Origin of the sequence: Actinomadura sp. J1-007 (genome assembly GCF_009793335.1) — a bacterium.
Classification (GTDB): Bacteria; Actinomycetota; Actinomycetes; order Streptosporangiales; family Streptosporangiaceae; genus Spirillospora; species Spirillospora yumaensis.
Genome location: NZ_WING01000001.1, coordinates 2263796 through 2285359, shown reverse-complemented (window position 1 = coordinate 2285359; position 21564 = coordinate 2263796). Strand labels below are relative to the sequence as shown.

General features: G+C 70.7%; 17 protein-coding genes, 1 tRNA gene and 2 pseudogenes. 10 read left to right on the top strand and 10 right to left on the bottom strand.

Features of this window, described 5'->3' with window-relative positions; genetic code table 11:
• Positions 1 to 26: 26 nt before the first annotated feature.
• Positions 27 to 1256: a hypothetical protein gene (locus tag GEV43_RS10310; RefSeq protein WP_160820484.1), complete on the bottom strand. Its 1230-nt coding sequence runs from the start codon at positions 1254 to 1256 to the stop codon at positions 27 to 29.
• A 354-nt stretch (positions 1257 to 1610) separates the two neighbouring features.
• Between GEV43_RS10310 and GEV43_RS10305 the strand changes: the two genes are divergently transcribed.
• Positions 1611 to 2288 carry a response regulator transcription factor gene (locus GEV43_RS10305; protein ID WP_160820483.1) on the top strand — a complete coding sequence of 226 codons (678 nt, stop codon included), beginning with the start codon at positions 1611 to 1613 and terminating at the stop codon, positions 2286 to 2288.
• A 48-nt stretch (positions 2289 to 2336) separates the two neighbouring features.
• Here GEV43_RS10305 and GEV43_RS10300 read toward each other — a convergent pair whose 3' ends face one another.
• Positions 2337 to 2807 (bottom strand): hypothetical protein, encoded by a 471-nt coding sequence (locus GEV43_RS10300; RefSeq protein ID WP_160820482.1) that lies wholly within the window; start codon positions 2805 to 2807, stop codon positions 2337 to 2339.
• A 145-nt stretch (positions 2808 to 2952) separates the two neighbouring features.
• Between GEV43_RS10300 and GEV43_RS10295 the strand changes: the two genes are divergently transcribed.
• Positions 2953 to 4296: a HAMP domain-containing sensor histidine kinase gene (locus tag GEV43_RS10295; protein WP_160820481.1), complete on the top strand. Its 1344-nt coding sequence runs from the start codon at positions 2953 to 2955 to the stop codon at positions 4294 to 4296.
• A 273-nt stretch (positions 4297 to 4569) separates the two neighbouring features.
• Here GEV43_RS10295 and GEV43_RS10290 read toward each other — a convergent pair whose 3' ends face one another.
• Positions 4570 to 5907 carry a ferric reductase-like transmembrane domain-containing protein gene (locus GEV43_RS10290; RefSeq protein ID WP_309239568.1) on the bottom strand — a complete coding sequence of 446 codons (1338 nt, stop codon included), beginning with the start codon at positions 5905 to 5907 and terminating at the stop codon, positions 4570 to 4572.
• 448 nt (positions 5908 to 6355) lie between these two features.
• On the opposite strand from GEV43_RS10290, the gene GEV43_RS10285 reads away from it, so the two are divergent.
• Positions 6356 to 7291 (top strand): lytic polysaccharide monooxygenase, encoded by a 936-nt coding sequence (locus tag GEV43_RS10285; RefSeq protein WP_160820480.1) that lies wholly within the window; start codon positions 6356 to 6358, stop codon positions 7289 to 7291.
• A gap of 78 nt (positions 7292 to 7369) precedes the next feature.
• On the opposite strand, the gene GEV43_RS10280 is transcribed toward GEV43_RS10285, so the two are convergent.
• Positions 7370 to 8224 carry a hypothetical protein gene (locus GEV43_RS10280; protein ID WP_160820479.1) on the bottom strand — a complete coding sequence of 285 codons (855 nt, stop codon included), beginning with the start codon at positions 8222 to 8224 and terminating at the stop codon, positions 7370 to 7372.
• A gap of 746 nt (positions 8225 to 8970) precedes the next feature.
• Between GEV43_RS10280 and GEV43_RS10275 the strand changes: the two genes are divergently transcribed.
• From GEV43_RS10275 to GEV43_RS10265, 3 genes and pseudogenes are all read left to right on the top strand, one after another.
• The gene (locus tag GEV43_RS10275; RefSeq protein WP_160820478.1) at positions 8971 to 9768 is read left to right on the top strand and encodes a class I SAM-dependent methyltransferase; all 798 of its coding nucleotides are present in this window, start codon (positions 8971 to 8973) and stop codon (positions 9766 to 9768) included.
• Positions 9769 to 10207: 439 nt separating this feature from the next.
• A pseudogene (locus GEV43_RS10270) lies at positions 10208 to 10723 on the top strand (aldehyde dehydrogenase family protein); the annotation flags it as partial.
• A 1276-nt stretch (positions 10724 to 11999) separates the two neighbouring features.
• Positions 12000 to 14036, top strand: coding sequence for a tetratricopeptide repeat protein (locus GEV43_RS10265; protein WP_160820477.1), 2037 nt, complete (start codon positions 12000 to 12002; stop codon positions 14034 to 14036).
• Between the two features lie 2 nt (positions 14037 to 14038).
• Here GEV43_RS10265 and GEV43_RS10260 read toward each other — a convergent pair whose 3' ends face one another.
• Positions 14039 to 14719, bottom strand: coding sequence for a hypothetical protein (locus tag GEV43_RS10260; protein ID WP_160820476.1), 681 nt, complete (start codon positions 14717 to 14719; stop codon positions 14039 to 14041).
• Between the two features lie 441 nt (positions 14720 to 15160).
• On the bottom strand, positions 15161 to 15469 hold the full coding sequence (locus GEV43_RS55950; RefSeq protein WP_375539037.1) for a transposase: 309 nt from the start codon (positions 15467 to 15469) through the stop codon (positions 15161 to 15163).
• Between the two features lie 123 nt (positions 15470 to 15592).
• Here GEV43_RS55950 and GEV43_RS10250 point away from each other — a divergent pair, with 123 nt between their 5' ends.
• Entirely contained in the window at positions 15593 to 15934 is a 342-nt protein-coding gene (locus GEV43_RS10250; protein ID WP_206681114.1) for a VOC family protein, read from the top strand.
• A gap of 329 nt (positions 15935 to 16263) precedes the next feature.
• On the opposite strand, the gene GEV43_RS10245 is transcribed toward GEV43_RS10250, so the two are convergent.
• Positions 16264 to 16746, bottom strand: a complete 483-nt coding sequence (locus tag GEV43_RS10245) for a transposase (RefSeq protein WP_160820474.1) — start codon at positions 16744 to 16746, stop codon at positions 16264 to 16266.
• Here GEV43_RS10245 and GEV43_RS55945 point away from each other — a divergent pair.
• Positions 16682 to 17122: pseudogene (locus GEV43_RS55945) on the top strand (recombinase family protein); the annotation flags it as partial. The gene GEV43_RS10245 and the pseudogene GEV43_RS55945 overlap by 65 nt on opposite strands.
• Positions 17123 to 17905: 783 nt before the next feature.
• Here GEV43_RS55945 and GEV43_RS10235 read toward each other — a convergent pair.
• The 3 genes from GEV43_RS10235 to GEV43_RS49915 form a co-directional block, all read right to left on the bottom strand.
• Positions 17906 to 17982: transfer RNA gene (locus GEV43_RS10235), tRNA-Thr, on the bottom strand.
• An 81-nt stretch (positions 17983 to 18063) separates the two neighbouring features.
• Positions 18064 to 18396, bottom strand: coding sequence for an RNHCP domain-containing protein (locus GEV43_RS49920; RefSeq protein WP_160820473.1), 333 nt, complete (start codon positions 18394 to 18396; stop codon positions 18064 to 18066).
• Entirely contained in the window at positions 18386 to 18700 is a 315-nt protein-coding gene (locus tag GEV43_RS49915) for an RNHCP domain-containing protein (protein ID WP_160820472.1), read from the bottom strand. Before GEV43_RS49915 ends, GEV43_RS49920 begins: the two co-directional genes overlap by 11 nt.
• Before the next feature lie 426 nt (positions 18701 to 19126).
• Here GEV43_RS49915 and GEV43_RS10220 point away from each other — a divergent pair, with 426 nt between their 5' ends.
• Both GEV43_RS10220 and GEV43_RS10215 read left to right on the top strand, forming a co-directional pair.
• Positions 19127 to 19543 (top strand): DUF485 domain-containing protein, encoded by a 417-nt coding sequence (locus GEV43_RS10220; RefSeq protein WP_309239566.1) that lies wholly within the window; start codon positions 19127 to 19129, stop codon positions 19541 to 19543.
• Positions 19540 to 21252: a cation acetate symporter gene (locus GEV43_RS10215; protein ID WP_160820470.1), complete on the top strand. Its 1713-nt coding sequence runs from the start codon at positions 19540 to 19542 to the stop codon at positions 21250 to 21252. The genes GEV43_RS10220 and GEV43_RS10215 overlap by 4 nt, the downstream gene beginning before the upstream one ends.
• The last annotated feature ends 312 nt before the right edge of the window (positions 21253 to 21564 follow it).

Below are 21564 nucleotides of genomic sequence, written 5' to 3'. Positions count from 1 at the left end.
GGAAGGCGAACGCGGACGCCCGCCCGTCAGTGGTCCCCGGCGACCGCCGCGGGCGGGTAGCCGTTCGCGACGGTGGGGAGGCGGTGGACGATGGAGACGGTGCCGTCCGGCGGGCGGTCGCCGGCGCTCTCCAGCGGGGCGGCGTGGTGCCCGGCCGGACCGCCCTTCCGGGGCCTGCCGGGCCCGCGCTGCTGGTCGGAGATGAACTGGTCGATGCGGTGCCGGGCCCGTTCGGCCTCGCTGCGGGCGGCGTCGCGTTCGGCGGCCAGGACGTTCACCTTGGCCTGGAGCTCCTCCAGGTAGCGCTGCTGCTCGTCCAGCTCGGCCTGCCGCCTGGCCAGGGACGCCCGCGTCTGGTCCAGGCGCTCGTGCGCGGAACGGGCGGTCTCCAGGGCGCGGTCGCGCTGGTGCAGGGCGTCCCGGACCTGCTCTCCGGCGTCGCGGGCGTGCTGCTCGGTCTGCACGCGCGCGGTGTGCTCGGTACGGGCCTCGGCGCGCGCCTGGTGCGCCTCCTGGAGGGCGCGGGCCCGTTCGCTGGCCGCCTCCTCCACCCGCAGGCGGAGCTGCCGCATCTCGGTGGTCAGCGTCGTGGCCTGGTCGCGCGCGGACTTCTCCGCGGCCTGCGAGGCGCCGAGGTCGGTACGCAGCCGCTTGACCTCTTCGAGGGCCGACTGGAGCGACGCCGACAGCTCGGAGATCTGCTCGGCCTGCCGGGCCCGGTCCTCGCGGACCGCGGCGAGGGACGCGGCGGTCTCCTCCGCCGCGCGGCCGAGCCGGTCGCAGCGGGCGAGGGCCTGGTCGCGCTGGGACGTCACCTCGCCGAGCCGGGCGCGCAGGTCCGCGGCCAGCGACTCCGCCTCGCCCGCGCGGCGGCGCTGCGCGTCGGCGGCGGCGAGCGCCTCCTTGGCCTGCGCCCGCGCCGTCTCGGTCGCCCGGTGCGCCTCCGCCTCCGCCGCGGCGGTCTCCGCGCGGACCTGGGCCGTCCGCGCCTCGACGCCCGCCACGCTCAGCTCGCCGGCCAGCGCCCCTGCGAGCCGTCCGGCCGCGTCCTCCAGGCGTTCGACCAGGTCCCAGGTCCGCGCCACCTGCCCGGTGAGGCTGGGCGCGTTGACGGTCCGCTCGCGCTGCTGCGCGGCCGCCGCCTCGCACGCCGACGCACCGGAACGGCCGAGGCAGAAGCGGCGCGGCGGCTCTCCCGGCGCCTGGGGCACCGGCCGGCGGCAGAACCCGCAGGGCCGCGCGGCCGGCTCGGACACGGAGGAACGGACCGCGCCGTTCAGCGCCGCGCCGTTCAGCAGCGCGCCGTTCTGGGCTGTGCTGCTTGGCGCCGTGCTGCTCGGCGTCGCGGCGGGGCGGTGGGGTGAGAGCCGGTCCGCGGTGCTCGGGGTGCTGCCGTCCGCGTGCCTGGGCCTGCTTTCGATGTCGTCCTCCAGGGATGCGGGCCAACGAGCGGCGAACGCCGGAAAGGGAATTGCGCCGACGATAGGAGCGGCCCCCTTATAACCGCGTCAGCGTCTACTTAACGTTCGCTTAAGGACTCGCCGACTCGCCCCGCGATGCACCGGACGACCGCGTTCTCTCGAATATCGGCTTTGCTTTAAGGTCAACGCGTGGCAACTGTTCTGATGGTCGAAGACGACGAGCACGTTCGGCGGGCCCTGGTCCGTGAACTGGTCGCGCTGGGGCACACCGTCCGCAGCGCGGGCCGCGCGCTGGACGCGCTGCGGGAGGTCACGTCCAATCCGCCGCAGGTCGTCGTGCTCGACCTCGGGCTTCCCGACCTGGACGGCGGCGAGGCCCTGAAGATGCTGCGCGCGGTGTCCGACGTGCCCGTGGTGGTGGCGACGGCCCGGGACGGCGAGCGCGAGATCATCCGGTTGCTGGGCTCCGGCGCTGACGACTACGTGGTCAAGCCGTTCTCCGCCGAGCACCTGCACGCGCGGATGGAGGCGGTGCTGCGGCGGGCGCGCGCCAAGCCGCGCCGCGAGGCGATGACCGTCGGCGGCCTGCGGATCGACGTGGACCGGCGGCAGGCCACCCTGGACGAGGCGCCCCTGCAACTGTCGCGCCGCGAGTTCGACCTGCTGGCGTTCCTGGCGGAGAACGCGGGACGGGTCGTCCGCCGCCGTGACCTGCTGGCCGAGGTGTGGCAGCAGTCGTACGGGGACGACCAGACCATCGACGTGCACGTGTCCTGGCTGCGCCGCAAGCTCGGGGAGAGCGCGGCGGCGCCGCGCTACCTGCACACCGTGCGGGGCGTGGGCCTCATGCTGACGGCACCGGAGTGAACGGCGCACGCGGTGGCCAGGGGACGGAGGGCAAGGGGCGGCGCGGGGTCAGTACTCGTACACCTCGACCAGCGGGGCGTGGTCGTTCCAGGTCGCGAACACCGCCGAACCGTGCGTCCCGTCGGTCAGGTCGACGCGGATCCAGGACGGTTTCTTCCACTGCCTCACCTGGAATCCGCTGTTGGGCGTGGCCGACACCAGGCGCGCCGACCGGGCGCCCACCGCGAGAACGACGCGTCCCGACTTGACCGTGTAGCTGCGCAGTTTCTCGTCCGGCGCGGCGCCGTTCCGCGTCTGCTCGGGCGTGGGACGCCGGGACGGCGGCGGCGCTGAGGTGCGCCGGCCGGCCGGCGTTTTGCTGGACGGCGACGTGCGGGGCTGCGGCGGGCCGGAGTCGGCGGCGGAAGGCGGCGCGGTCGGCGGACGCCCGCTGACGACCGGGCCGCCGGCCGCGAGCGTCGGGGAGTCCAGCACGGTGCCGCGCACCGCGTCCCCCACCCCGGTCCAACTGATCGCCATGCCCGCCGCGGTCACGGCCACCCAAGTAGCGACAAAACGCAATCTAATCTTCATAGCTCGCATTGTTTCTGTTTTACCTACATAGTAGGGCAAATTGGAATATAAAGGACGCGTGATCGAGAGTGCCGGTGCGGACGGGGCCCGAATGAGGGGCGCGTTGGCCCGGATCGCGACCGCGGTGACGGCGATGGTCGCGCTGTCGTTCGTCGTCCCGCTCGGCCTGCTGAACGGCCAGATGGCGCACGACCGGGCGCTGAACGCCGCCGAACGCCAGGCCGCCTCGCTCGTGCCGGTGCTGACCGTGACGGCCGACCCGGCGCAGTTGCGGAGCGCGGTCGAGACGACCCCCGCCGGAGCCGGGCGCGCGATGGCGCTGTACCCGCCGACGGGGAGCCCGATCGGTTACCCCCGCGCGACCGCGGGCGACCTGGGCAAGGCCCGCGGCCTGCGCCGCTCCTTCACCGCGCCGGCGCGCGGCGGGACCCTGCTGCTGCGCCCCGTCCTGCTGCCCGCCGAGCGGGTCGCCCTCGTCGAGGTGTACGTGCCCGACGCCGAGTTCGGCCGCGGCGTGCTCAAGTCGTGGACGATCCTGGCGCTGGTGGCCCTGGCGCTGGTCCTGGTGTCGGTGGCGATGGCCGACAGGCTGGCCGTACGGGTCGTCCGCGCCGCCGACCGCCTCGCCGACGCGGTCACGCGGGTCGCCGGAGGGGACCTGACGACCCGGGTCAGGCCCGGCGGGCCCGCCGAGCTGCGCGCCGCGGGCGAGGCGTTCAACCACATGGCCGACCGGCTCGCGCGGCTGCTGGCCGACGAGCGCGAGGCCGCCGCCGACCTGTCGCACCGGCTGCGCACCCCGCTGACGGCCCTGCGGCTCAACCTGAACGGCCTCGCCGCCGACCCGTCCGACCCGAGCCGGATGGCGCAGAGCCAGGACGCCCTCGGACGGCTGGAGCAGGCCGTCGACGACGTCATCGCGACCGCGCGCCGCCCGGACCGCGGGCCGGCGGGATGCGACGCGGCGGAGGTCGTACGGCGGCGGCTGGAGTTCTGGTCGGCGCTGGCGGGCGACCAGCGGCGGGCGCACGACGTGGTGATCCCGGACGAGCCGGTGCCGGTGCCCGTCGCCGAGGCCGAACTCGCCGCCGTCGTGGACGCGCTGCTCGGCAACATCTTCCGGCACACCCCGCACGGCACCGCCTTCTCCGTCACCGTCCACCACGGGCGGCACTCCACGGGCCTGCTGTTCGGCGACGCCGGGCCGGGCATCGGCGACGCCGAGGCCGCGCTCCAGCGCGGGGCCAGCGGCTCGGGCTCCACCGGCCTCGGCCTGGACATCGCGCGCAGGCTCGCCGAGACCACCGGCGGCACCCTGCGGATCGGCACCTCGACGCTCGGCGGAGCCCAGATCCAGGTCTGGCTGCGCACGGTCAGGACGCCCGCGCCGCGCCGTTCCGGACGGTCCAGGGGCCGGGCCGCCCGCCGCCGCTGACCGCGCCCCGTGTCCGCGCCCGCGCGGGTGCCGGGACGCCGCGTTCACCACGCGATCCTCAGCATCCTCAGCATGAACGAGGCGTTCCGGCGGCTCCGGTCTCCGCCGGGACGGATTCCGACGCAGGTCGCCGCTTCGGATGCTGTTCCGTCCGTTCCGCCGAAGATTGCGCGGGGACGAGCGTCAGAAGCAGCCACGCCAGAACGAGCGCGGCGTCCGCCAGCCAGACCGCGACCGCCCACCGGTGCAGCCGGGTGGGAGGCGAGGTGCGGCTCACGGGGCGAGGCTTTCGGTGTGGATGCGGTGTCGGGGCACGCCCGCGCCGGTGAGCGCGCGTACGGCCCCGGCGGTCATCCCAGGAGAGCCGCACACGTAGACGTCGCTGCGGTGAAGTTTGGGCGCGAGCGCCCGCAGCCGTTCGCTGGTCAAGGGATCGCTCCGTTCGGTACCCGGCCGTCCCGGAGGCGACAGCAGGTAGTGCAGGTTCGCGCGCCTGCGGGCCGCGATGTGCTCCAGTTCGCCGCGCAGCACCAGGTCGTCGGCGCTGGTGGCCCGGTAGACGAGGGTGATGTCGCCCGGCCCGCCCGCCAGCGTCTCGAACAGCGTCCGCAACGGGGCGACGCCGATCCCGCCCGCCAGCAGCAGCACCCTGCGCCGCGTCCGCCGCCGCGCGGTCATCGTGCCGAACGGGCCGCCCGCGATGATCCGGACGCCGGGCGACAGGCGCGCGACCCGCGCGGTGCGCCTCCCCGCCACGCGGACCGTGATGCGCAACGCTCCGTCCCTCGGAGGCGCGGACAGCGAGAACGGCAGCGCGGACCACCACAGGCCGCGGGCGAGGAAGCGCCACCTGAGGTACTGGCCGGGCTCGGCCTGGAGCAGATGCAGATCACGGCCCGTCACAACGATCGACACCACGTCCGGCCGTTCCCACCGGACGTCCCGTACGCGCAGCCCGTGCCGGAACGCGTGCCGGAGCGGAGCGGCGACGCGGTACCACGCGACCAGCACCGCGACCTGGGCGTGCAGCAGCGTCCACAGCACCACCAGGCCGCTGTGCGCCCCGACGTCGGGCCCCTTCGGCTGGTGGAAGAACCCGAGCGCCACACCTGGATACGCCAGCAGATGCGCCGAACGCCACAGCGACCGCCGCACGCGCGTACGCACCGCGTACAGGGCCGCAGCAGCGGCGGCGAACAGCAGCAACGTCCCGAACGCCGCAGCGGCGATCGCCGGATGCGCCAGCAGATCGCCCAGCGCGCGCGGCACGTCGCCGTGGACGGCGCGCGCGCAGGTCGCCAGCACCGCGTGGCCGGACAGCAGCAGCAGGACCGCGCCGCCGGTGCGCCCGTGCCACCGCGCGACCCGGTCCGCGCCGACGCCCCGTTCGACCGCCGGTATCCGCGCCGCGAGCAGCACCATGACCAGCAGGCCGTACCCCGCGCCGAGCCCGGCCAGCCGCGCGCCCGCCGCCAGCACGTCCGACGGTGCGGACGGCGGCGCCACGGCGACCTGCGCAGTCCACAGCACGGCCAGGCCCGCCGCGCCGGCGCCGATCCCGACGCCCAGCGCCCGGCCGGTCAGCCGGGACGGCTCGGCGGGCCGCGCCACGAACTCCAGCGCCGAACGCGCCCGCCCGCCCGTCCGCGGACCCCGCCGCCGACCGCCGCCATGGTGGCCCCCGGCCGTCCGGGGATGGACATGAGTCCCTGCGTGGGTGAACAGCAACGACGACCTCGAAGTCAACGAAAGGGGGCTCCGAAAAACAACGGAACGGCGTCCGAGGAACGGTAACCCAAACCGCGACGGCCCGGCAGCCCGATTCGGCGCGGGAAGCAAATCTTATGGTGGATTTAAGGTTGCGGGCATCGTCGCCGACCTTCCCGGAACACCGCTCTGACCAGCCCAATGACGGCGAACGAGCCGTTACGATCCGTTACCGGAACGACGGTGTTAGGTGTTGCTGAGGCATGGCTTAAGAACCCATGAAAGGGAGATCTGCGGGCCCTTTTCCGCTCTAATCTCCTACTCCGACAACAGCACATCAGATGGGAGTTCGATGAACACCCGCACCACGTTCCTCCGGCGCGTCCCGCTCGCCGTCGCCGCCGTCTCGGCGCCCGCGGCCGCGCTCACGCTGACGGCCTCCCCGGCCCTCGCCCACGGGTCGATGCAGACCCCCGTCAGCCGCGTGCTCGCCTGCTACCAGGAGAACCCCGAGTCGCCCAGGTCGGCCGCGTGCAAGGCCGCCGTCGCGGCGAGCGGCACCCAGCCCTTCTACGACTGGAACGGGGTCCGGATCGGCGAGGCGGCGGGCCGGCACCGCAAGCTCATCCCCAACGGCAAGCTGTGCAGCGCGGGCAACCCGGCGTTCCGCGGGCTGGACCTGCCGCGCACCGACTGGCCGTCCACGAAACTGAGGTCGGGCGCCGCCCACACGTTCCGCTACAAGGCGACCGCGCCCCACCGCGGCGGCTTCCAGCTCTACATCACCAAGAACGGCTACAACCCCCGCAAGCCCCTCAAATGGTCGGACCTGGAGAGCAAGCCGTTCCTGTCCAAGAACCAGCCGGCCGTCAAGAACGGCGCGTACACCTTCGCCGGCAAGATCCCCGCCGGGAAGAAGGGCCGCCACCTGATCTACGCCATCTGGCAACGCAGCGACAGCCCCGAGGCGTTCTACTCCTGCTCCGACGTCGTCTTCGGCGGGAAGGCGGGCTCCGCCGGAGCCGCCAAGCCCGGGACCAAGCCCGCCGCCAAGCCCAAGCCCAAGTCCGCCACGGGCCGTCCCTGCGAGCCGTCCGCCACCGGCCACCACCACGGCGGCCCCACCGGGGGAGTCACGCTCAACAGCAAGCCCGCCGCGGGGAACGGCACGGACCGTCCCGCCGACCCCATCGGCACCGCACTGATCACCGGAGCCGTCGGCCTGGTGCTCGGCGGCGTCGGCGGCCTGGTCCTGACCGGCCGCCGCACCCGCCGACGCAACATCTGAAGTTCCACGCGACCAGCGGGCATGGGGGTGTGACGCCGGGCGACGGCGTCACACCCCCATGGCGTCCGTGCGTGATGGTCAGCGGCGGCGCACGGCCCGTCGCGGAGCCCCGGCCCGAGCGGGCTGACGGCGCGCGACGGGACGCTGCCCGAACGCGGCGACGCGCTCTCCGCCCCTACCCGCGGGCCGTCCGGCCCGTACGGGCCGTGTGCTCTGCGTCCGTTCCCGCCGGAGAGGCTGTGCCGCGCTCTCGAACTCGCTGCGCTGCCCGCGCCGGTACGTCACCGTCGCCAGTACGCCCAGCAGCGCGAGCCCGATCAGCGCGGCCGTCCCCAGCGGCCCGCCGGGAAGCCGGGACTGCGCGGGAAACACGATCCGTTCCTCCGCGGCGGCCCCTGACGCCCTCGGCCGCGCCGTCCCCGGCAGAGGAACGGCCCGGAACACCGCGGGCGCGTCCTCGTCCGAAATCACCGCGCTGCGTCCATCGGCGGAGACGCCCACCGCGCCGCCCGCCACGTCCAGCCCGACGACGTGCGACACCTCGTCCCGGATCCCTCCGAGCACCCGCAGCCCGTCGGACGTACGGAAGACGACGCGTCCGTCCGGGGCGAACGCCCCAGAGCGAACCCCGAAACCCAGCGTCCGCACGCGCGTCAACTCATTCACCCCAGGCCCCAGCACGCCCGGCAGCGCGAACACCGATGCCGCCGACGCGGCCCGCGTCACGACGTACAGGCGCCCCTCCCGCGGATCGCCTAGCAGCGTCGCCGCGCCATGACCGCCGTCCGGATACCTGACCTTGTACGCCCGCGCGGTCACCGTGCCGTCCCGCAGCGCCCCCGGCTCGGCCACCCGATACAGCGACAGCGCGCCGCGCCGCCCCTCCGACAGATCTCCCAGGAACAGGCTTCCCGCCCCGTATCCGTTCCGCACAATGGTCAGCGTGTCCCAACGCCGCCCCGCCGGAGCGCCCGCCACCGAATACTCCGCGCGTACCCGGCCGTCCCGCCCCAACGCGAACAACCGCGCGCGACCCGAACGGGTCCCCAGCGTCCACCACACATCGGAATGCGCCACCCCGGCCACCAGCGTCCCGGCGGCCGCGACCCGCGGATCCGAGACACGGAACGCCACCGAAGGCGCCGGCGCGGGCGCCGCCACCGCCTGACCAGCCGGAACGACGACCAGCACCGCCACGAGGGCGCCCGCCCTCCGAGCACCACGGCCTACAGCTCTCATGCGCAGAAAGTCCATTCTCATAAAGGAGCTGTAGCAGCGTGCCACCGACCAGCAATTCCCACCTTAAGAAACCCTGTTGCCGAACCTAAAATTGCCTATCAATACCGCCATACCGCGCCCCGCCGAACCCCCGAACGAGAACGGCCCCCCGGACACCCAGAAGCCATCACCAAGCAGCGTGCTGAGGCCGCCAGCCTGACGGCCCCGTGACCTACACATCCGCCCGCACCACTCAGGCAGGCGAGCCCCAGCCGCCAGTGCGCGAGCCCCCCACTCGTCCCCCCAACCAACGAACAACGCTGATCAGCGCCAGCCCCAGTTGCTGCCGGCACCGCGTTGAACGACTGGCCCTGATGGAACACCGGTCCCCGCACAAACCTCCTACGGACGGGTGCGTAGGGTGCGAACTGGTTTCCGCTGCGCAGCAAGGGGAGGCAGGCATGGCCGACGTCTTCGTGCCCGACTTCGGGCTGACCGCTAACGACTACTCCCGGCACCGGGCCGGGTTCCCGCCCGAGTTGGTGGAGCGCCTGCAAAAGTCGGGTGTCGGCGTGCGGGGCCGGGACGTGTTGGACATCGGCACCGGCACCGGCGGCCTGGCGAGGCTGTTGGCACTGGCCGGGGCACGGGTCACGGGGCTGGATCGGTCCGCGGCACTACTGGAACAGGCCCGCGCCTTGGACGACCGCGCTGGCGTCGAGGTCACCTACACCGTCGCGTCGGCCGAGGACACCGGCCTACCGGACGCGGCCTTCGACACCGTCACGGCCGGGCAGTGCTGGCATTGGTTCGACGCTCCGCGGGCCGCCGCCGAGATCGGCCGGCTGCTGCGTCCTGACGGGCATGTCGTGATCGCCCACTTCGACTGGCTGCCGCTGCCCGGCAACGTGGTGGCGGCCACCGAACACCTCATCGGCGCCTTCAACCCGGCCTGGACGATGGGCGGTGGCACGGGATTGTATCCACGGTGGCTCACCGACCTGGCGACCGCTGGCTTCGGGTCCATCGAGACGTTCTCCTTCGATCTTGACGTCCCCTACACCCCGCAGTCCTGGGTGGGGCGCGTCCGCGCCAGCGCGGGCGTCGGCGCGAGCCTGCCACCCGACAAGGCGGAGGCGTTCACCGCCGAACTGACGAACCTGCTGCGTGACCGCTACCCCGACGACATTCTGCACATCCCGCACCGCACCTGGGCTGTGGTGGCCACCAAGCGCCCCGCGAAGCCGGTCACACACTGAACCCCGCATCAGCTCGCTTATTGATCAGTTGGACGGCCTGCACCATGACCAATTTCCGGAGTCCCGAGCACCACAGACCCATCCAGACGCGTTGAGAAACATGTTGCAAAGCGAATACTCAATTGCCAACCAGACCGTTACTCAACGATCAGGGCTCGGTGAACACCGGCCCCCTGCTCCCGAACGGCCCGCTGCTGAACGGCTCGCTCGGCAAGGACAGCGAGGCCCACGTACGCCCACCGATCCGAGCGGCCTGCCAGTTCCGATGTCGCAGGTGAACGGTGAAACTCGACCATGCCTGGAGCAGGTACGGCCGGCGGTCGGGATGGGCGCGGACGTGGGGGAGTCGGGGCCGTGGCGGACTAGCATGTCGGTCATCCGCCGCTCGATGGTCGTGCGTTGTACGTTGGGGCCGACGGCCTGGTCGGCGTAGGTGAGGGAGCGACGAGCCGACACGTTCGTCGCCGCCGAATGCCGTAACACCGGCAAGCCGACCGCCGCCACCCGCACCGAGGAGGTGTTCGCCGCCGCCGACTGCCTGCGCTTCTTCGCCGGAACCGCCCGCCTGCTGCCGGGCCTCGCCGCAGCCGAGTACGCCTCCGGCCACACGTCCAATGTGCGGCGCGAACCGGTCGGCGTCATCGGCCAGGTCGCCCCCTGGAACTACTCCCTGCTGATGGCCGCCTGGAAGCTCGGACCCGCCCTCGCGGCAGGCAACACCGTAGTGTTCAAACCCGGCGACACCCCCGTCACCGCCGCGATGTTCGGCGAACTCGCCGCGGAGTGCCTCCCGCCCGGCGTCCTCAACATCGTCTGCGGCGACCGCGACACCGGCCGCGCGGTCGTCGCGCACCCCGCCGCCGCGATGGTGTCCATCACCGGCTCGACGAGGACCGGCGTCGAGGTCGCCCGCGCCGCCGCCGAACGCGTCGCTCGCACCCACCTGGAACTCGGCGTGGCAATCCTCGACGGCATGACCGCGGCCGAGCAGCGCACCGTCCTGCGTAATGCCGCCCAACTCGTGCAATGCGAGCAGCACTTCCGCCGAAAGACCCCGCCTGGCGCGGGCCGGTGCGTGCGCTCTGCCGTGAACGGCGCGAGCCGGGGGGCCGACAAGATGCCGAGGTGACGGAGTACCGGCGAAGGGGTCGCCGAGCCGGCCGCTCGCGTCCGGGCCGCCGCGGTGGCGGTGGACCCGGACACCAGAGACACAGTGGGGTAGCGACGAGAGTCGTACCCCCACGGTGACGTACAGGCCCTGGAGCTTCAAGCTCGGGGCCCTTGTCGTTACGGAGGTCAGTCTCCTGTGAACTGGATCTGACCGTTTTCCCGTTCGTACCTGAACCTAGCCGTCTCATCTCGTGCCACCTGCTCAAACACGGGACTGCGGAGCGCAGAAGGTGTCTGTGGCCATCTGCCTCGGTCTTGGTCGGCGTGGGCTCGACACGCGACGCGGTATCGCGGCGGCCATCCCGGTGCCCGATGACCAGGCCGGGCATCGACGCCGCCGAGGCAGCCGCCCGCCCGCGTTCGACCCCGACGACCACCACGGCCGCCACGCCGCCGAGTGCGCGGGGGAGGAGTACGCCTTGTCGGCGCGTACCCGATCGGGCCGTGACCGGGCGTCGCCTCGTTGCCCGGCGGTGATGACCAGCGACAGCGGCTGCTGCCCTTGCTCACACGCCAGAGGCGGCTTGAGCCGACGCCTAGTCCATTTCGGCGGCCGCCCCGCCTTCCTCCGCGCAGACAGTAGCGGCTCCAGCACCGCCCACTGCACATCGGACAGGTCGAACCGCCCCCTCACCACTAGGGTGGCCGCGAGGTCTCCGGAACATTGGTCTTCTTGGTCGAAGAACCACCTACCGGAAACTTCTCCGCATACCGGCCACCGACCCGCCAGGCAAGCCACATCACTCGATCACTTACACAACACGCCCTAGGCCGCAACCGGCCACGGCGCGACCGTTGACAATCGAATTGTCGACACTGGCGCCTCCCTGCTCAGCCGTTGCGGACGCCCAGGTGAAGCATGCATGACTTGGGCCCGATAGGGGAGAGCGGTTGGCGGAGTACGCGTACGGGCTCAGCCAGACTGACCATGCGCGGGGATAACCCGCAAACAGTTGATCTCGTGGTGATCGTCTCGGTATTGCGGCATAGCGTGCAAGATTGTGTTATAGAGTGGCCGACGCCTCGGTAACCGTCACTTCCCTCCCGGCGGAGCGTGACTGATGCAATTTTTTGCCCGGCGCCTGGAGTGCAAGCACATCGTCTGGGCAGGACCGCTGGTCGACACGGCGGCGACGATGAACGTCGCCGTCGAGTTACACGGCCGCCCATGTCCGACGTGTGGCGAGACCGTGCGCAAGGTCGACTTTGTGGCGATCAGGAGTTCGTCGTCGATGTTCGACGAGCCACCCGCACCGCGCAACGCCGAGAACAAGCTGGCAGAGGCGTCGAAGGTCGATGTCAAGAGGACCGGGCAGCGGTTGGCGGAACTGGGTGCGGAAACCGGCGGCCTTGCCGCCGTCCTCAAAGAGGCTGCGCTCGGGCTGACCCCGCCGCAATGGCGTGGCGCCTTGGAGAAGATTCCGGTCGGCATTTTGCAGACCTACGAGCCCAACGCGGAATGCATTAGGTTCAAGGACTCTGCGGTGCCGGCGATCGTGTTCCACCAGGGCCTTGCCGGCTATCTGTTCAAGATGAATCGGAGCATCTTCCCGCTGCAGGGCCTAGGCTCGATGAGCGGGGGCGCGATTTGCAGATTTGTCGAGGACGAGAAGACCCGGTCGGCGCTGCGGGTCCAGGCGGTGGACACCGCCCTGGAGTTCCTCGGCGTCGGCAAGCCGAGGTCCAAGGTCCTCGTGGAGATCCCCACGATCGCGAGGTTCCTGGAGATGCCGCTGACCAGGACCATGTCGGCCTTCGTGCTGTGCCACGAGTACGGACACGCGGTGCTGAACCACGCCGACGAACTCCGCTCCGTCGGTCGCGACGCGGCGTACTACCTGCTAGATCGCTCCAGAGCGATGGAGTTCGAGGCCGACACCTGGGGCCAGGACTCAGTGATCGGCGCGTTCACCAGCGGGAAGAACCTCGAGCCGAGCCTGGCCATGCTGGACGACCTGTTCCCCGGCGGCGCGCCGGAGGTGAAGCAGGACATCTCCCATGCCGCCCCGTGCGTGGCTCTGCTGTACTTCGAGTTTCTCGACGTGATCGAGGAGCGACTGGCCCGCCACGGCATCGATGTCGCCGCGCAAGGCGCGCCCACCCGGCGTCGTGCTCGAATGGCCGGGAAGAAAGCGTCCGAGCATTCGAGCCACCCCTCTAACAAGGAGAGGTTCCAGGCGCTGTACGCCCACTTGTCGGAGCACGGCAACTTCACCGCCCACACCTGGGTGGGGGCGTTCGAGATGCTGCTCGACGAGATCAAGGGCGACCTCGACAAGCTCATCGACAAGACCGGGGCGGTCGCGCCGACGAGGCTGGCACGCCGCTTCCGATGGCCGTGGAGCGAGCCGAAGCGTGAGTCGAGTTCCTGGCGCGACACCATCACCATGATCGACGATGACGATGACACGCGCATCAAGCTGCAAGAGGTGTTGCAGAAGGTGGAGGGGCAGGAAGTAAAGCTCGACGAGGCCGAGGTTTGGCGCCATTTCGAGCGGCAAAAGAAAAGGGCGAGGGCGCATTTCGACAAGAAGGAGTACGCCGAGGCGGAGAGAATCTATACGCAGATACTGGACTCCGGCGAGACGACCGAGTCGGTCCCGCTGTACCACCTGCTCGGGCAGTGCCGCGAACGCCTCGGCGACCAGCAGGGCGCGATCGCCGTCTACCGCCGGTGCCTGGAGATCGTGCCGGGCAGCGACTTCGCCGCGCTGTGCGGTTTCTCACTCGCCCTGCTGTTGTTCGACAAGAAGGACCCGAACGGCGCCGAGACCGCGCTCACCGCCGCGACCACATCTCACTCCCCTGGCATCCGGCTGCAGGCGATGTTCTGGCTCGGCGAAATGGCGCACAAGCGGCACGACGTCGAAACGGCGCTGCGGTGGTACCGGAAGATCTGGGCCGAACGTGACACCGAACTCGACCTTTTTCCCACCGTGGTCGCACACGCAGCCCTCAACATGGGTAGCGCGCTCCAGGCGCGCGGGCAGTTCGCGCAGGCCACGAAGCTGTTCGAGTACGCGCGGGATTTTCACGCCATTGAGCCGAATAACCGCGCTATCGCCGAGCAGCACCTACGGACATTGCGAGGGAGGTAGGGTCAGTTCTCGCTCTTCTTGTCGTTCTCGAAGGCCTTCGCCACGTTCTGCAGCAAGGTCTCCAGTTCGTCGGCCGGGAAGAGCATGTGCATGCCGATCACCTCGTACATGCGGTTACGGGTCTGCCGGTCGCCGATCTCGGCGGTCGCCGCCAGCGCCCCCTGCAGCGCGTTGAACCGCCGCACGCTATCTTCCAGCCCACGCAGGTTGTCCGCCGCACGGTCACCGATGATGTTCGACTGGCGGAACAGCAGCCGTCCTGCGGCGGCCGGGATGACACCTGCCAGTGCCGTCACCACGCCGACATCGAGTCCGGCGACATAGGTGAGTGCCGCGCCGACGAGTACGACCGAGAACCCCATCAGGCCCGACCACAGCGATGCCCGCTGGTACGCGGAGTGGTGCTTGAGCGCGATCCGGTGGTGCTGGAGGTAGATCTGCGCCTCCTGCGACGTGGTCCGCGAGACCGCGGCTATCCCCTCGGTCTGCATGATCTCCGGCTCCGCGTCGCCCCGGGCCTTGCGCCGGGCGGGCAGCCGGATCTCCCCATCGTCTGGATCATGGCGGACGCGCGCGAACACCTGCTCAGCGTGCCCGGCTTCCTCCCGGAGCTGTCGATCCTGGGCCCGACCGATGAACACCGCGGCGAGCGCCGCCACCAAGATCACCAAGATGGCGGCCACGAGAGCGCCCGTGCCCGCAGTGCCATCGACCCGAGAGAACAACTCGACCCGCTGTCCTGTCATTGCCGCCCCCTCGAACGCCCAGCTACGGGTGCCGTCGTCAACATGGGAAATTGCCTTTCACCGAACCCCCGGCTGTTGTGATCGGGTAAAGCGACCACGGCCCAGCCGTTCCTGCCCACGCAGTCGACACCCGATCGCCGGGCGGCGGCCGATAGCCGGTCGGGTCGCCTGAGCGCAGTCACGATCATGTTTCCTTCGAAAGGGGACAAGGTCGTCAGCTCTCATCTTCGTCGTCGGATGCGTCGAAATCGCGCAGCTCGCGGATGATGTCGGAGGCCAGGTCGGGCAGCAGGAAGTGTTGTAGGCGCCGTGCATGCCGAGGTGCTTGCGCACGAGCGGGCTTAGCCGGGCCAAGTCCTCGTCGCGGACCGGGAATTCTTAAGGCCGCGTTCGTACCGGTGGTATGGCTCGCCCGTGGCGGCCGTGGCCAGGGGGTGGCGACCTTCCTGCAGGTTGCGGATGTGCTTGATATCGCGCCGGTAAGTCTCGTCGACGTCGATGCAATTGAGGATGTGCAGGGCGGCCGTAGGCGGCAATCGCCCCGGTCGCCGACTTCCATAACATCCCGTTCAGCACCGTCCGGTGATCTGCCCACCGGCCGCCCCGGGCAGGCTGAGCGGGCAGCAACGGCTCGATCCGAGCCCACGCGGCATCGGACAGCTCATGACGACGCACCACACACGACATCGCACCCCAGCCCGATGATCGACCTCAGCCAAACACCAACAACCACCGGACAGGCCCTAGAGCCGTGTGGCGGCGGCGGAGGGCGATTCCCACGTCAAGCGGCTGCACTACGCTCGGATGACCATGCTCGAACTGCACGGAATCAACCATCTGACGCTATCCACGACCGACCTCGACCGGCTCGTGACGTACTACACGGAGCTGCTCGGAGCCACGCTCGCGTTCGAGCGCGCCGCGACCCCCGCTGATCCTCGGATCGCGGTCATCGATGTCGGCGGGGCCGACCACCTGATGATCGTCGAAACCGCCACCCCGCCCCCACCACTGATCCCGACCCTTTGGGCCGGGCGGGCTGGGGACTGCGTGTCGGCACCCACGCGCAGCTGTGTGACCTTCGCGAACGGATCAAGGTCGCCGGGTGGCCGGTCGGACAGATCGACACACTCCCCACCCAATGGACGATGACGGTGCGCGACCCCGATGGCCGCCCTGTGGACGTCCGGGCCCACCGGCCACGTACTACATCGCCGCCATCAACCACCGCCCACGCCAACCCGCACGTCCGAAGCACGCCCTAGGGCCAATGCCGTTGCCTTTGGGTGGTTGTCATGGTGGGTGGATTATGGGGGTGTAGGCCAGGTCTGGGTTGGGGCCGGTTGCGGTGGTGGGCGCGTTTGAGCCGGTAGTTGGACATCTTGCGTTTGACGACGCGGGGTTGGCTGCGCAGCCGCCGTGGCGGCAGCAGATGGGCCAGGAGATCGTCGCGGAGCCGGGCCAGGGCGCTGATCAGCAGCTCAGGGGGAAAGGGTCCCGGGGGTGACGCTGCGCCGTGCGGCGCGCAGGGTGTCGGTGAACGACACCCGGTCGGGACCGAGGTCGCCGGCGGCCGCGGCGGTGCGGCACATCAGCACGCGCAGCGCGTGGTGCACCAGCAGGTGCGCCCAGATCTGCTGCAGCGCTCCGTCGGGGGTCTTGCTGGCCAGCACCACTGCGGTGCCGCGCTGGCGGGTCTTGATCTCGCCCAGCACCGATTCGATCTCCCACCGCTGCCGATACAGCTCCGCCGGCTCACCGGCCGGGTAACGCTGGGCGTCCAGCAGATCGGTGACCAGCCGATATCCGGCCGGTTCGGCGTCGGGCACGCCAGGCAACCGGTAGGCGATCACCCGCACGGCCACCGGGAACCGGTGTTCGTGGTCGGTGCCGGCGTGGATGCGTGATAGCCAGGACCCATCGGGCAGCCGCCGCAGCACTGGCAGCACCCGGTTGTACGACACGAAGCATCCGCATCCGGTGCCCGCCAAGCGTGCTGAGGGCAAGACCAAGACCCGCCTGGTCACCGGTCCGGCGACCGGCCCGGTGGCCACCAAGATCTTCAACATTCGCGCGCTGGACCGGTTGGGGTACGACTCCATCGCCGAGATCCTCAACCTCGACCTGGAGCAGAACCCGCCGCCGCGGCCGCCGAACCCGCAGCGTGCGCTCGGGCGCTGGAGCGGCTCGGCGGTGCGGGGGATATTGATCAACCCCAAGTACACCGGGCACATGGTGTGGAATCGGCGCGCGACCAAGAGCGGCGGCGCCTACAACCCGATGAGCGAATGGGTGTGGTCCACCCAGCCCCGCCACGAGCCGCTGGTCACCAAGGAACTGTTCGAGGCCGCCTCGCCCTTGGGACGGCAGCGTCAGGGGTCGCGTGCCCTGCCGGGCCGCAACTGCCATCCGCAGACCGGGCGCAGCTATCTGCTGCGCTCGTATGTGGTGTGTCAGGCGTGTGCGCACCGGATGCGCGGCAAGGTCCGCAAGGGAATCGGTTACCACGTGTGTGAACCGCCGGGGCAGCATCATCAGGGGCGTTCGGCCTGGTACGACGCCCACCCCAAGTCGGTGTGGGTGCGCCAGGACGCATTGGTGCAGGCCGTTCACACGTTCTTCGCCGAACGGATCTTCGGGCCGCACCGACAGGAGCATCTGCGGGCGACGCTGGCCAAGGGGGCGGCGGGCGGCCAGGCTTCGCCGGCCGAGGCGCGCACGGCCAAGCTCGCCGCGAGAGCTCATGATCTGCAGCGGCGCCAGGACAACGTGCTCGCCCAGCTAGAAGACCTCGAACCCACCGGCGACGCCGACGCCGACCGTGAGCTTCGGGGAGCGCTGCAGAGGCGGTTCGCCGAACTGGCCAAAGAGCGTCGAGAGGCCCAGGAACAGCTCGCGCGTACTCGACCCCGCGGCGAAATACAGGGCAACGATGAGTCACTCCTGGAGGAGATACCTCAGATGTCGGTTCGTTGGGGAGAGCTTCCCGAGGAATTGCAGCAGCGATTGTACGACGCGTTCCAGCTTCAGGTGCGGTACGACCACGCGCGTCACCAGGCCACGGTACGAGTGACGATCGGGCGCGACGCCGTTGCGAGCGTCGCTTCAGGTCACCCTTGTTCTTGGAGCCCCCGGCCGGGTTCGAACCGGCGACCTGCCGCTTACAAGGCGGCTGCTCTGGCCAACTGAGCTACAGGGGCGTGCGGGATCACAATACCGCCGGAGGCGGGAGGGTGCGGTAGGGGTTTTGCGGGGAGCCCCGGAGGGGCTCCCCGCGGTGGTCAGAGGGCTAGTAGGGCTCCCGTGCGCAGGGCCGGCAGGGGGCGCACGGCCAGGCGCAGGAGGGAGAGGGCGTTGTCGTCGCCCGCGATGCGGTTGGCGCTGAGCGTTCCGCAGGACAGGCAGTGATGGATGATCTGCCACTCGCCGTCCGAGCGCACCGAGATGGTGAGCGGTGTCATCCGGCCGCCGCAGTCGGCCCGGCGGTCGCCGGGGCGGACGTCGAGGTGGCGACTGGTGAGACACGTCGGGCAGTGGTTGCGGTGGGCCGTGCCCGGGGCCGCCAGCGGGACGTCCAGACGGCAGCCCGCGCAGCGGAACGAGTCAGAGGTCACCGAACGGCTCCAGAGGGAACGGGGGTTGCGCCAGCGGCCGTACGGCCATGCGCATGAGGATGAGTTGGTTGTCGTCTCCGCAGATCGGGTTGGACGTGAGTTCGGCGCAGCCGGTGCATCGGTGGATGACCATCCAGTCGCCGTTGCGCAGGACCGCGATGGAGATCGGGGCCATGCGCGCTCCGCAGTCGTGGAGCGAGTACAGGCAGCTGGGGCAGTGGTTGCGCCGGATGTCGGAAGGTCCGCGCGTCGATACGGAAAGGCCGCAGCGTACGCAGTCGAACGTCTCCAGGATGCTGGACACCTTGGTACTCCTTGCGAAGTTCGTGGGAACGGCAAGGGAGCGCCGAGCGGCGTCGCCTGAGAAGGCAGGATTCGCCCGGAAAAGTGGCTAAGCGCGCTCGGCGCTTACCGGGGCATACATCAACCGCTTTCTAGGGCACAACAGCCCAAGACGTGTGGAACGGACATCATCCACGGTAGCGAGGCCGTCCGCTCGATCGCCAATGGTTTTCTCGCGGTCCGGTCAACCCTCTGGAGGGCGCGGCCTCGCAGTCGCGGGTTTTTCATGCTTTCTCGCCAAGCCGCCAGTACTCGCGAGGGTTCTTTGATCTCATAGTGAAGTCTTATCGCTACGCAGAGTCATTGCGAGTCAGGGGAGGGCCGTATGGTCTCGGACTCCGGGCCGTCGCCGCGCCAGGGAAAGGCGCCGCCAGGGCACTATGCGCCGGTGGCGCGCGATGAACGATTCCGGCTGCTCAAGAAGAGGTTCCATCGGCTGGCTCTGGCGATCGCCGTCTCGTTCCTCGGCTGGTACTTCCTGTACGTCGGGCTGTCGGCGTTCGCGCGGGGATTCATGGCCGAGCCCGTGGCCGGCGAAATCAACGTCGCGCTGCTGCTCGGAGTGCTCCAGTTCGTCACCACGTTCCTGCTGGCCTGGGTGTACGTCGCGTACGCCCGGCGGATGCTCGACCCGCTGGCGGCGGAACTGCGCGCCGAGGCCGACGGCGTGGAAGCCGACCGCGCCGCGGAAGGCGGTACGGCCGGCGTGCCGCAGCGGCGTCCCGAGGCGGCGGCCACCGCCGAACGGCGCGAGTCCTGGCCCGCCGCGCAGATCCGCGCCGACCTCAGGGGAGGGCTCAGGTGACCGGCGGCGCGGAGGTACGGGCCGTCGCGGCGGCGGGGCAGAGCTCGGACGGGAGGGTCCTGACGTTCGGGCTCTTCCTCGTGTTCATCCTGATCACGCTCGGCGTCACGATCTGGGCGCGGGCCAACACCAAGGGCGCCGACGACTTCTACGCCGGCGGGCGGATGTTCTCCGGGCCGCAGAACGGGGTGGCGCTCGCGGGCGACTACATGTCGGCCGCGTCGTTCCTCGGGATCGCCGGGATCATCGCGCTGTCCGGGTACGACGGGTTCCTGTACTCGATCGGGTTCCTCGTGGCGTGGCTGCTCACGCTGCTGCTGGTCGAGCTGATGCGCAACGCGGGCCGGTTCACGATGGCCGACGTGCTGTCGCACCGGGCGCGGCGGCAGCCGCCGGTGCGCACCGCCGCCGTCGTGTCGACCGTGACGGTGTCGGTGTTCTACTTGCTGGCGCAGATGGTCGGCGCGGGAGCGCTGGTGTCGCTGCTGCTCGGCATCCACGAGGGGGAGCGGTTCCTCGGCATGTCCGCCGGCACCGCCAAGGTCCTCACGATCGTGGCGGTGGGCGCGCTGATGATCTTCTATGTGATGTTCGGCGGGATGAAGGGCACCACCTGGGTCCAGATCATCAAGGCCGTCCTGCTGATGGCGGGCGCGGTCGCGCTGACCGGGCTCGTGCTCGGCCGGTTCGGGTTCGACGTCGGCTCGATGCTCGGGTCGGCGGCGGACGCGAGCGGCAAGGGCCGGGCGTTCCTCCAGCCGGGCCTGAAGTACGGCGCCGAGGTCGCGGGCGACCCGTACCGGACGGTGGTCAACAAGCTCGACTTCATCAGCCTGGCGCTCGCCCTCGTGCTCGGGACGGCGGGCCTGCCGCACATCGTCACCCGCTTCTACACCGTCCCGGACGCCCGCGCGGCGCGCACCTCGGTGTCGTGGGCGATCGGCCTCGTCGGCGTGTTCTACCTGACGACGCTCGCGCTCGGGTTCGGCGCGGCGGCGCTGGTCGGACGGTCCGCGATCGTCGCGCAGGACCCCGCGGGCAACACCGCCGCCCCGCAGCTCGCGCAGGCCGTCGGGGAACACGTGGGCGGACGCGTCGGCGGGGACGTCCTGCTGGCGTTCATCGGCGCGGTCGCGTTCGCCACGATCCTCGCCGTGGTGTCGGGCCTCGTGCTGGCCTCCTCGACGTCGCTGGCGCACGACTACTTCGGGCAGGTGCTGATGTTCGGCCGCCCGCGCGAGTCGCAGGAGGTCGCGGTCGCCCGCTTCTCCGCGTTCCTCATCGGCACGCTCGCGATCGTCCTCGCGGTCATCGCCAGGAACCTCAACGTGGCGTTCCTCGTGGCCCTGGCGTTCGCGATGGCCGCGGCGGCGAACCTGCCCGCGATCGTGCTGTCGCTGTTCTGGAAGCGGTTCAACACCAGGGGCGTCGTCTGCGGCATCTACGGGGGGCTCGTCAGCTCGCTCGTGCTCGTTGTCCTGTCGCCGGTCGTTTCGGGCAAGGTCGACCCGGTGACGGGCGCGAACCTGGCGCTGTTCCCGAAGAGCGTCGATTTCCACCTCTTCCCCCTGGAGAACCCCGGCATCGTCTCGATCCCCATCGGATTCCTGTGCGCGGTGCTCGGCACGTTCCTCAGCCGGGAGAAGGCCGACGCGGAGCGCTACCACGACCTGTCGGTCCGTTCCCTCACGGGCGCGGGCTCGCACTAGCCCCGCCAGGGCCCCGGGCGGGGCGGCGCCGACCCGCACGAGGTGGCGCAGGCCACAGCGGGTGAACGGCGGACCTGGTCGGACGGGTGGGAAGAAGACCCGCGCTGTCCCATACCGTGCCTGAATGTGCCGAGTGCCCGGGCCGTACCGGCGTGGCGTGGCACAATGTTGCCTCGCGCCCCGCGTGATCGGTGGGGCGCTGCGAGGGGCCGAGCCCGGAGGGACCGCCGGGACGCCCGCGCGTTCCGCGCCCGGCGGGGCTCGGCGCACGCGGGCGACGCGGAGCGCGCGCGGGCGCGCCGGCGTTGGGAA

Excerpts from the sequence above, each read along its gene's own strand:
- GEV43_RS10300 (WP_160820482.1), bottom strand. The coding sequence starts at position 2,807 with ATGGCGATCAGTTGGACCGGGGTGGGGGACGCGGTGCGCGGCACCGTG.
- GEV43_RS10295 (WP_160820481.1), top strand. The coding sequence starts at position 2,953 with ATGAGGGGCGCGTTGGCCCGGATCGCGACCGCGGTGACGGCGATGGTC.
- GEV43_RS10285 (WP_160820480.1), top strand. The coding sequence starts at position 6,356 with ATGAACACCCGCACCACGTTCCTCCGGCGCGTCCCGCTCGCCGTCGCC.
- GEV43_RS10275 (WP_160820478.1), top strand. The coding sequence starts at position 8,971 with ATGGCCGACGTCTTCGTGCCCGACTTCGGGCTGACCGCTAACGACTAC.
- GEV43_RS10265 (WP_160820477.1), top strand. The coding sequence starts at position 12,000 with ATGCAATTTTTTGCCCGGCGCCTGGAGTGCAAGCACATCGTCTGGGCA.
- GEV43_RS55950 (WP_375539037.1), bottom strand. The coding sequence starts at position 15,469 with ATGTCGTGTGTGGTGCGTCGTCATGAGCTGTCCGATGCCGCGTGGGCT.
- GEV43_RS10250 (WP_206681114.1), top strand. The coding sequence starts at position 15,593 with ATGCTCGAACTGCACGGAATCAACCATCTGACGCTATCCACGACCGAC.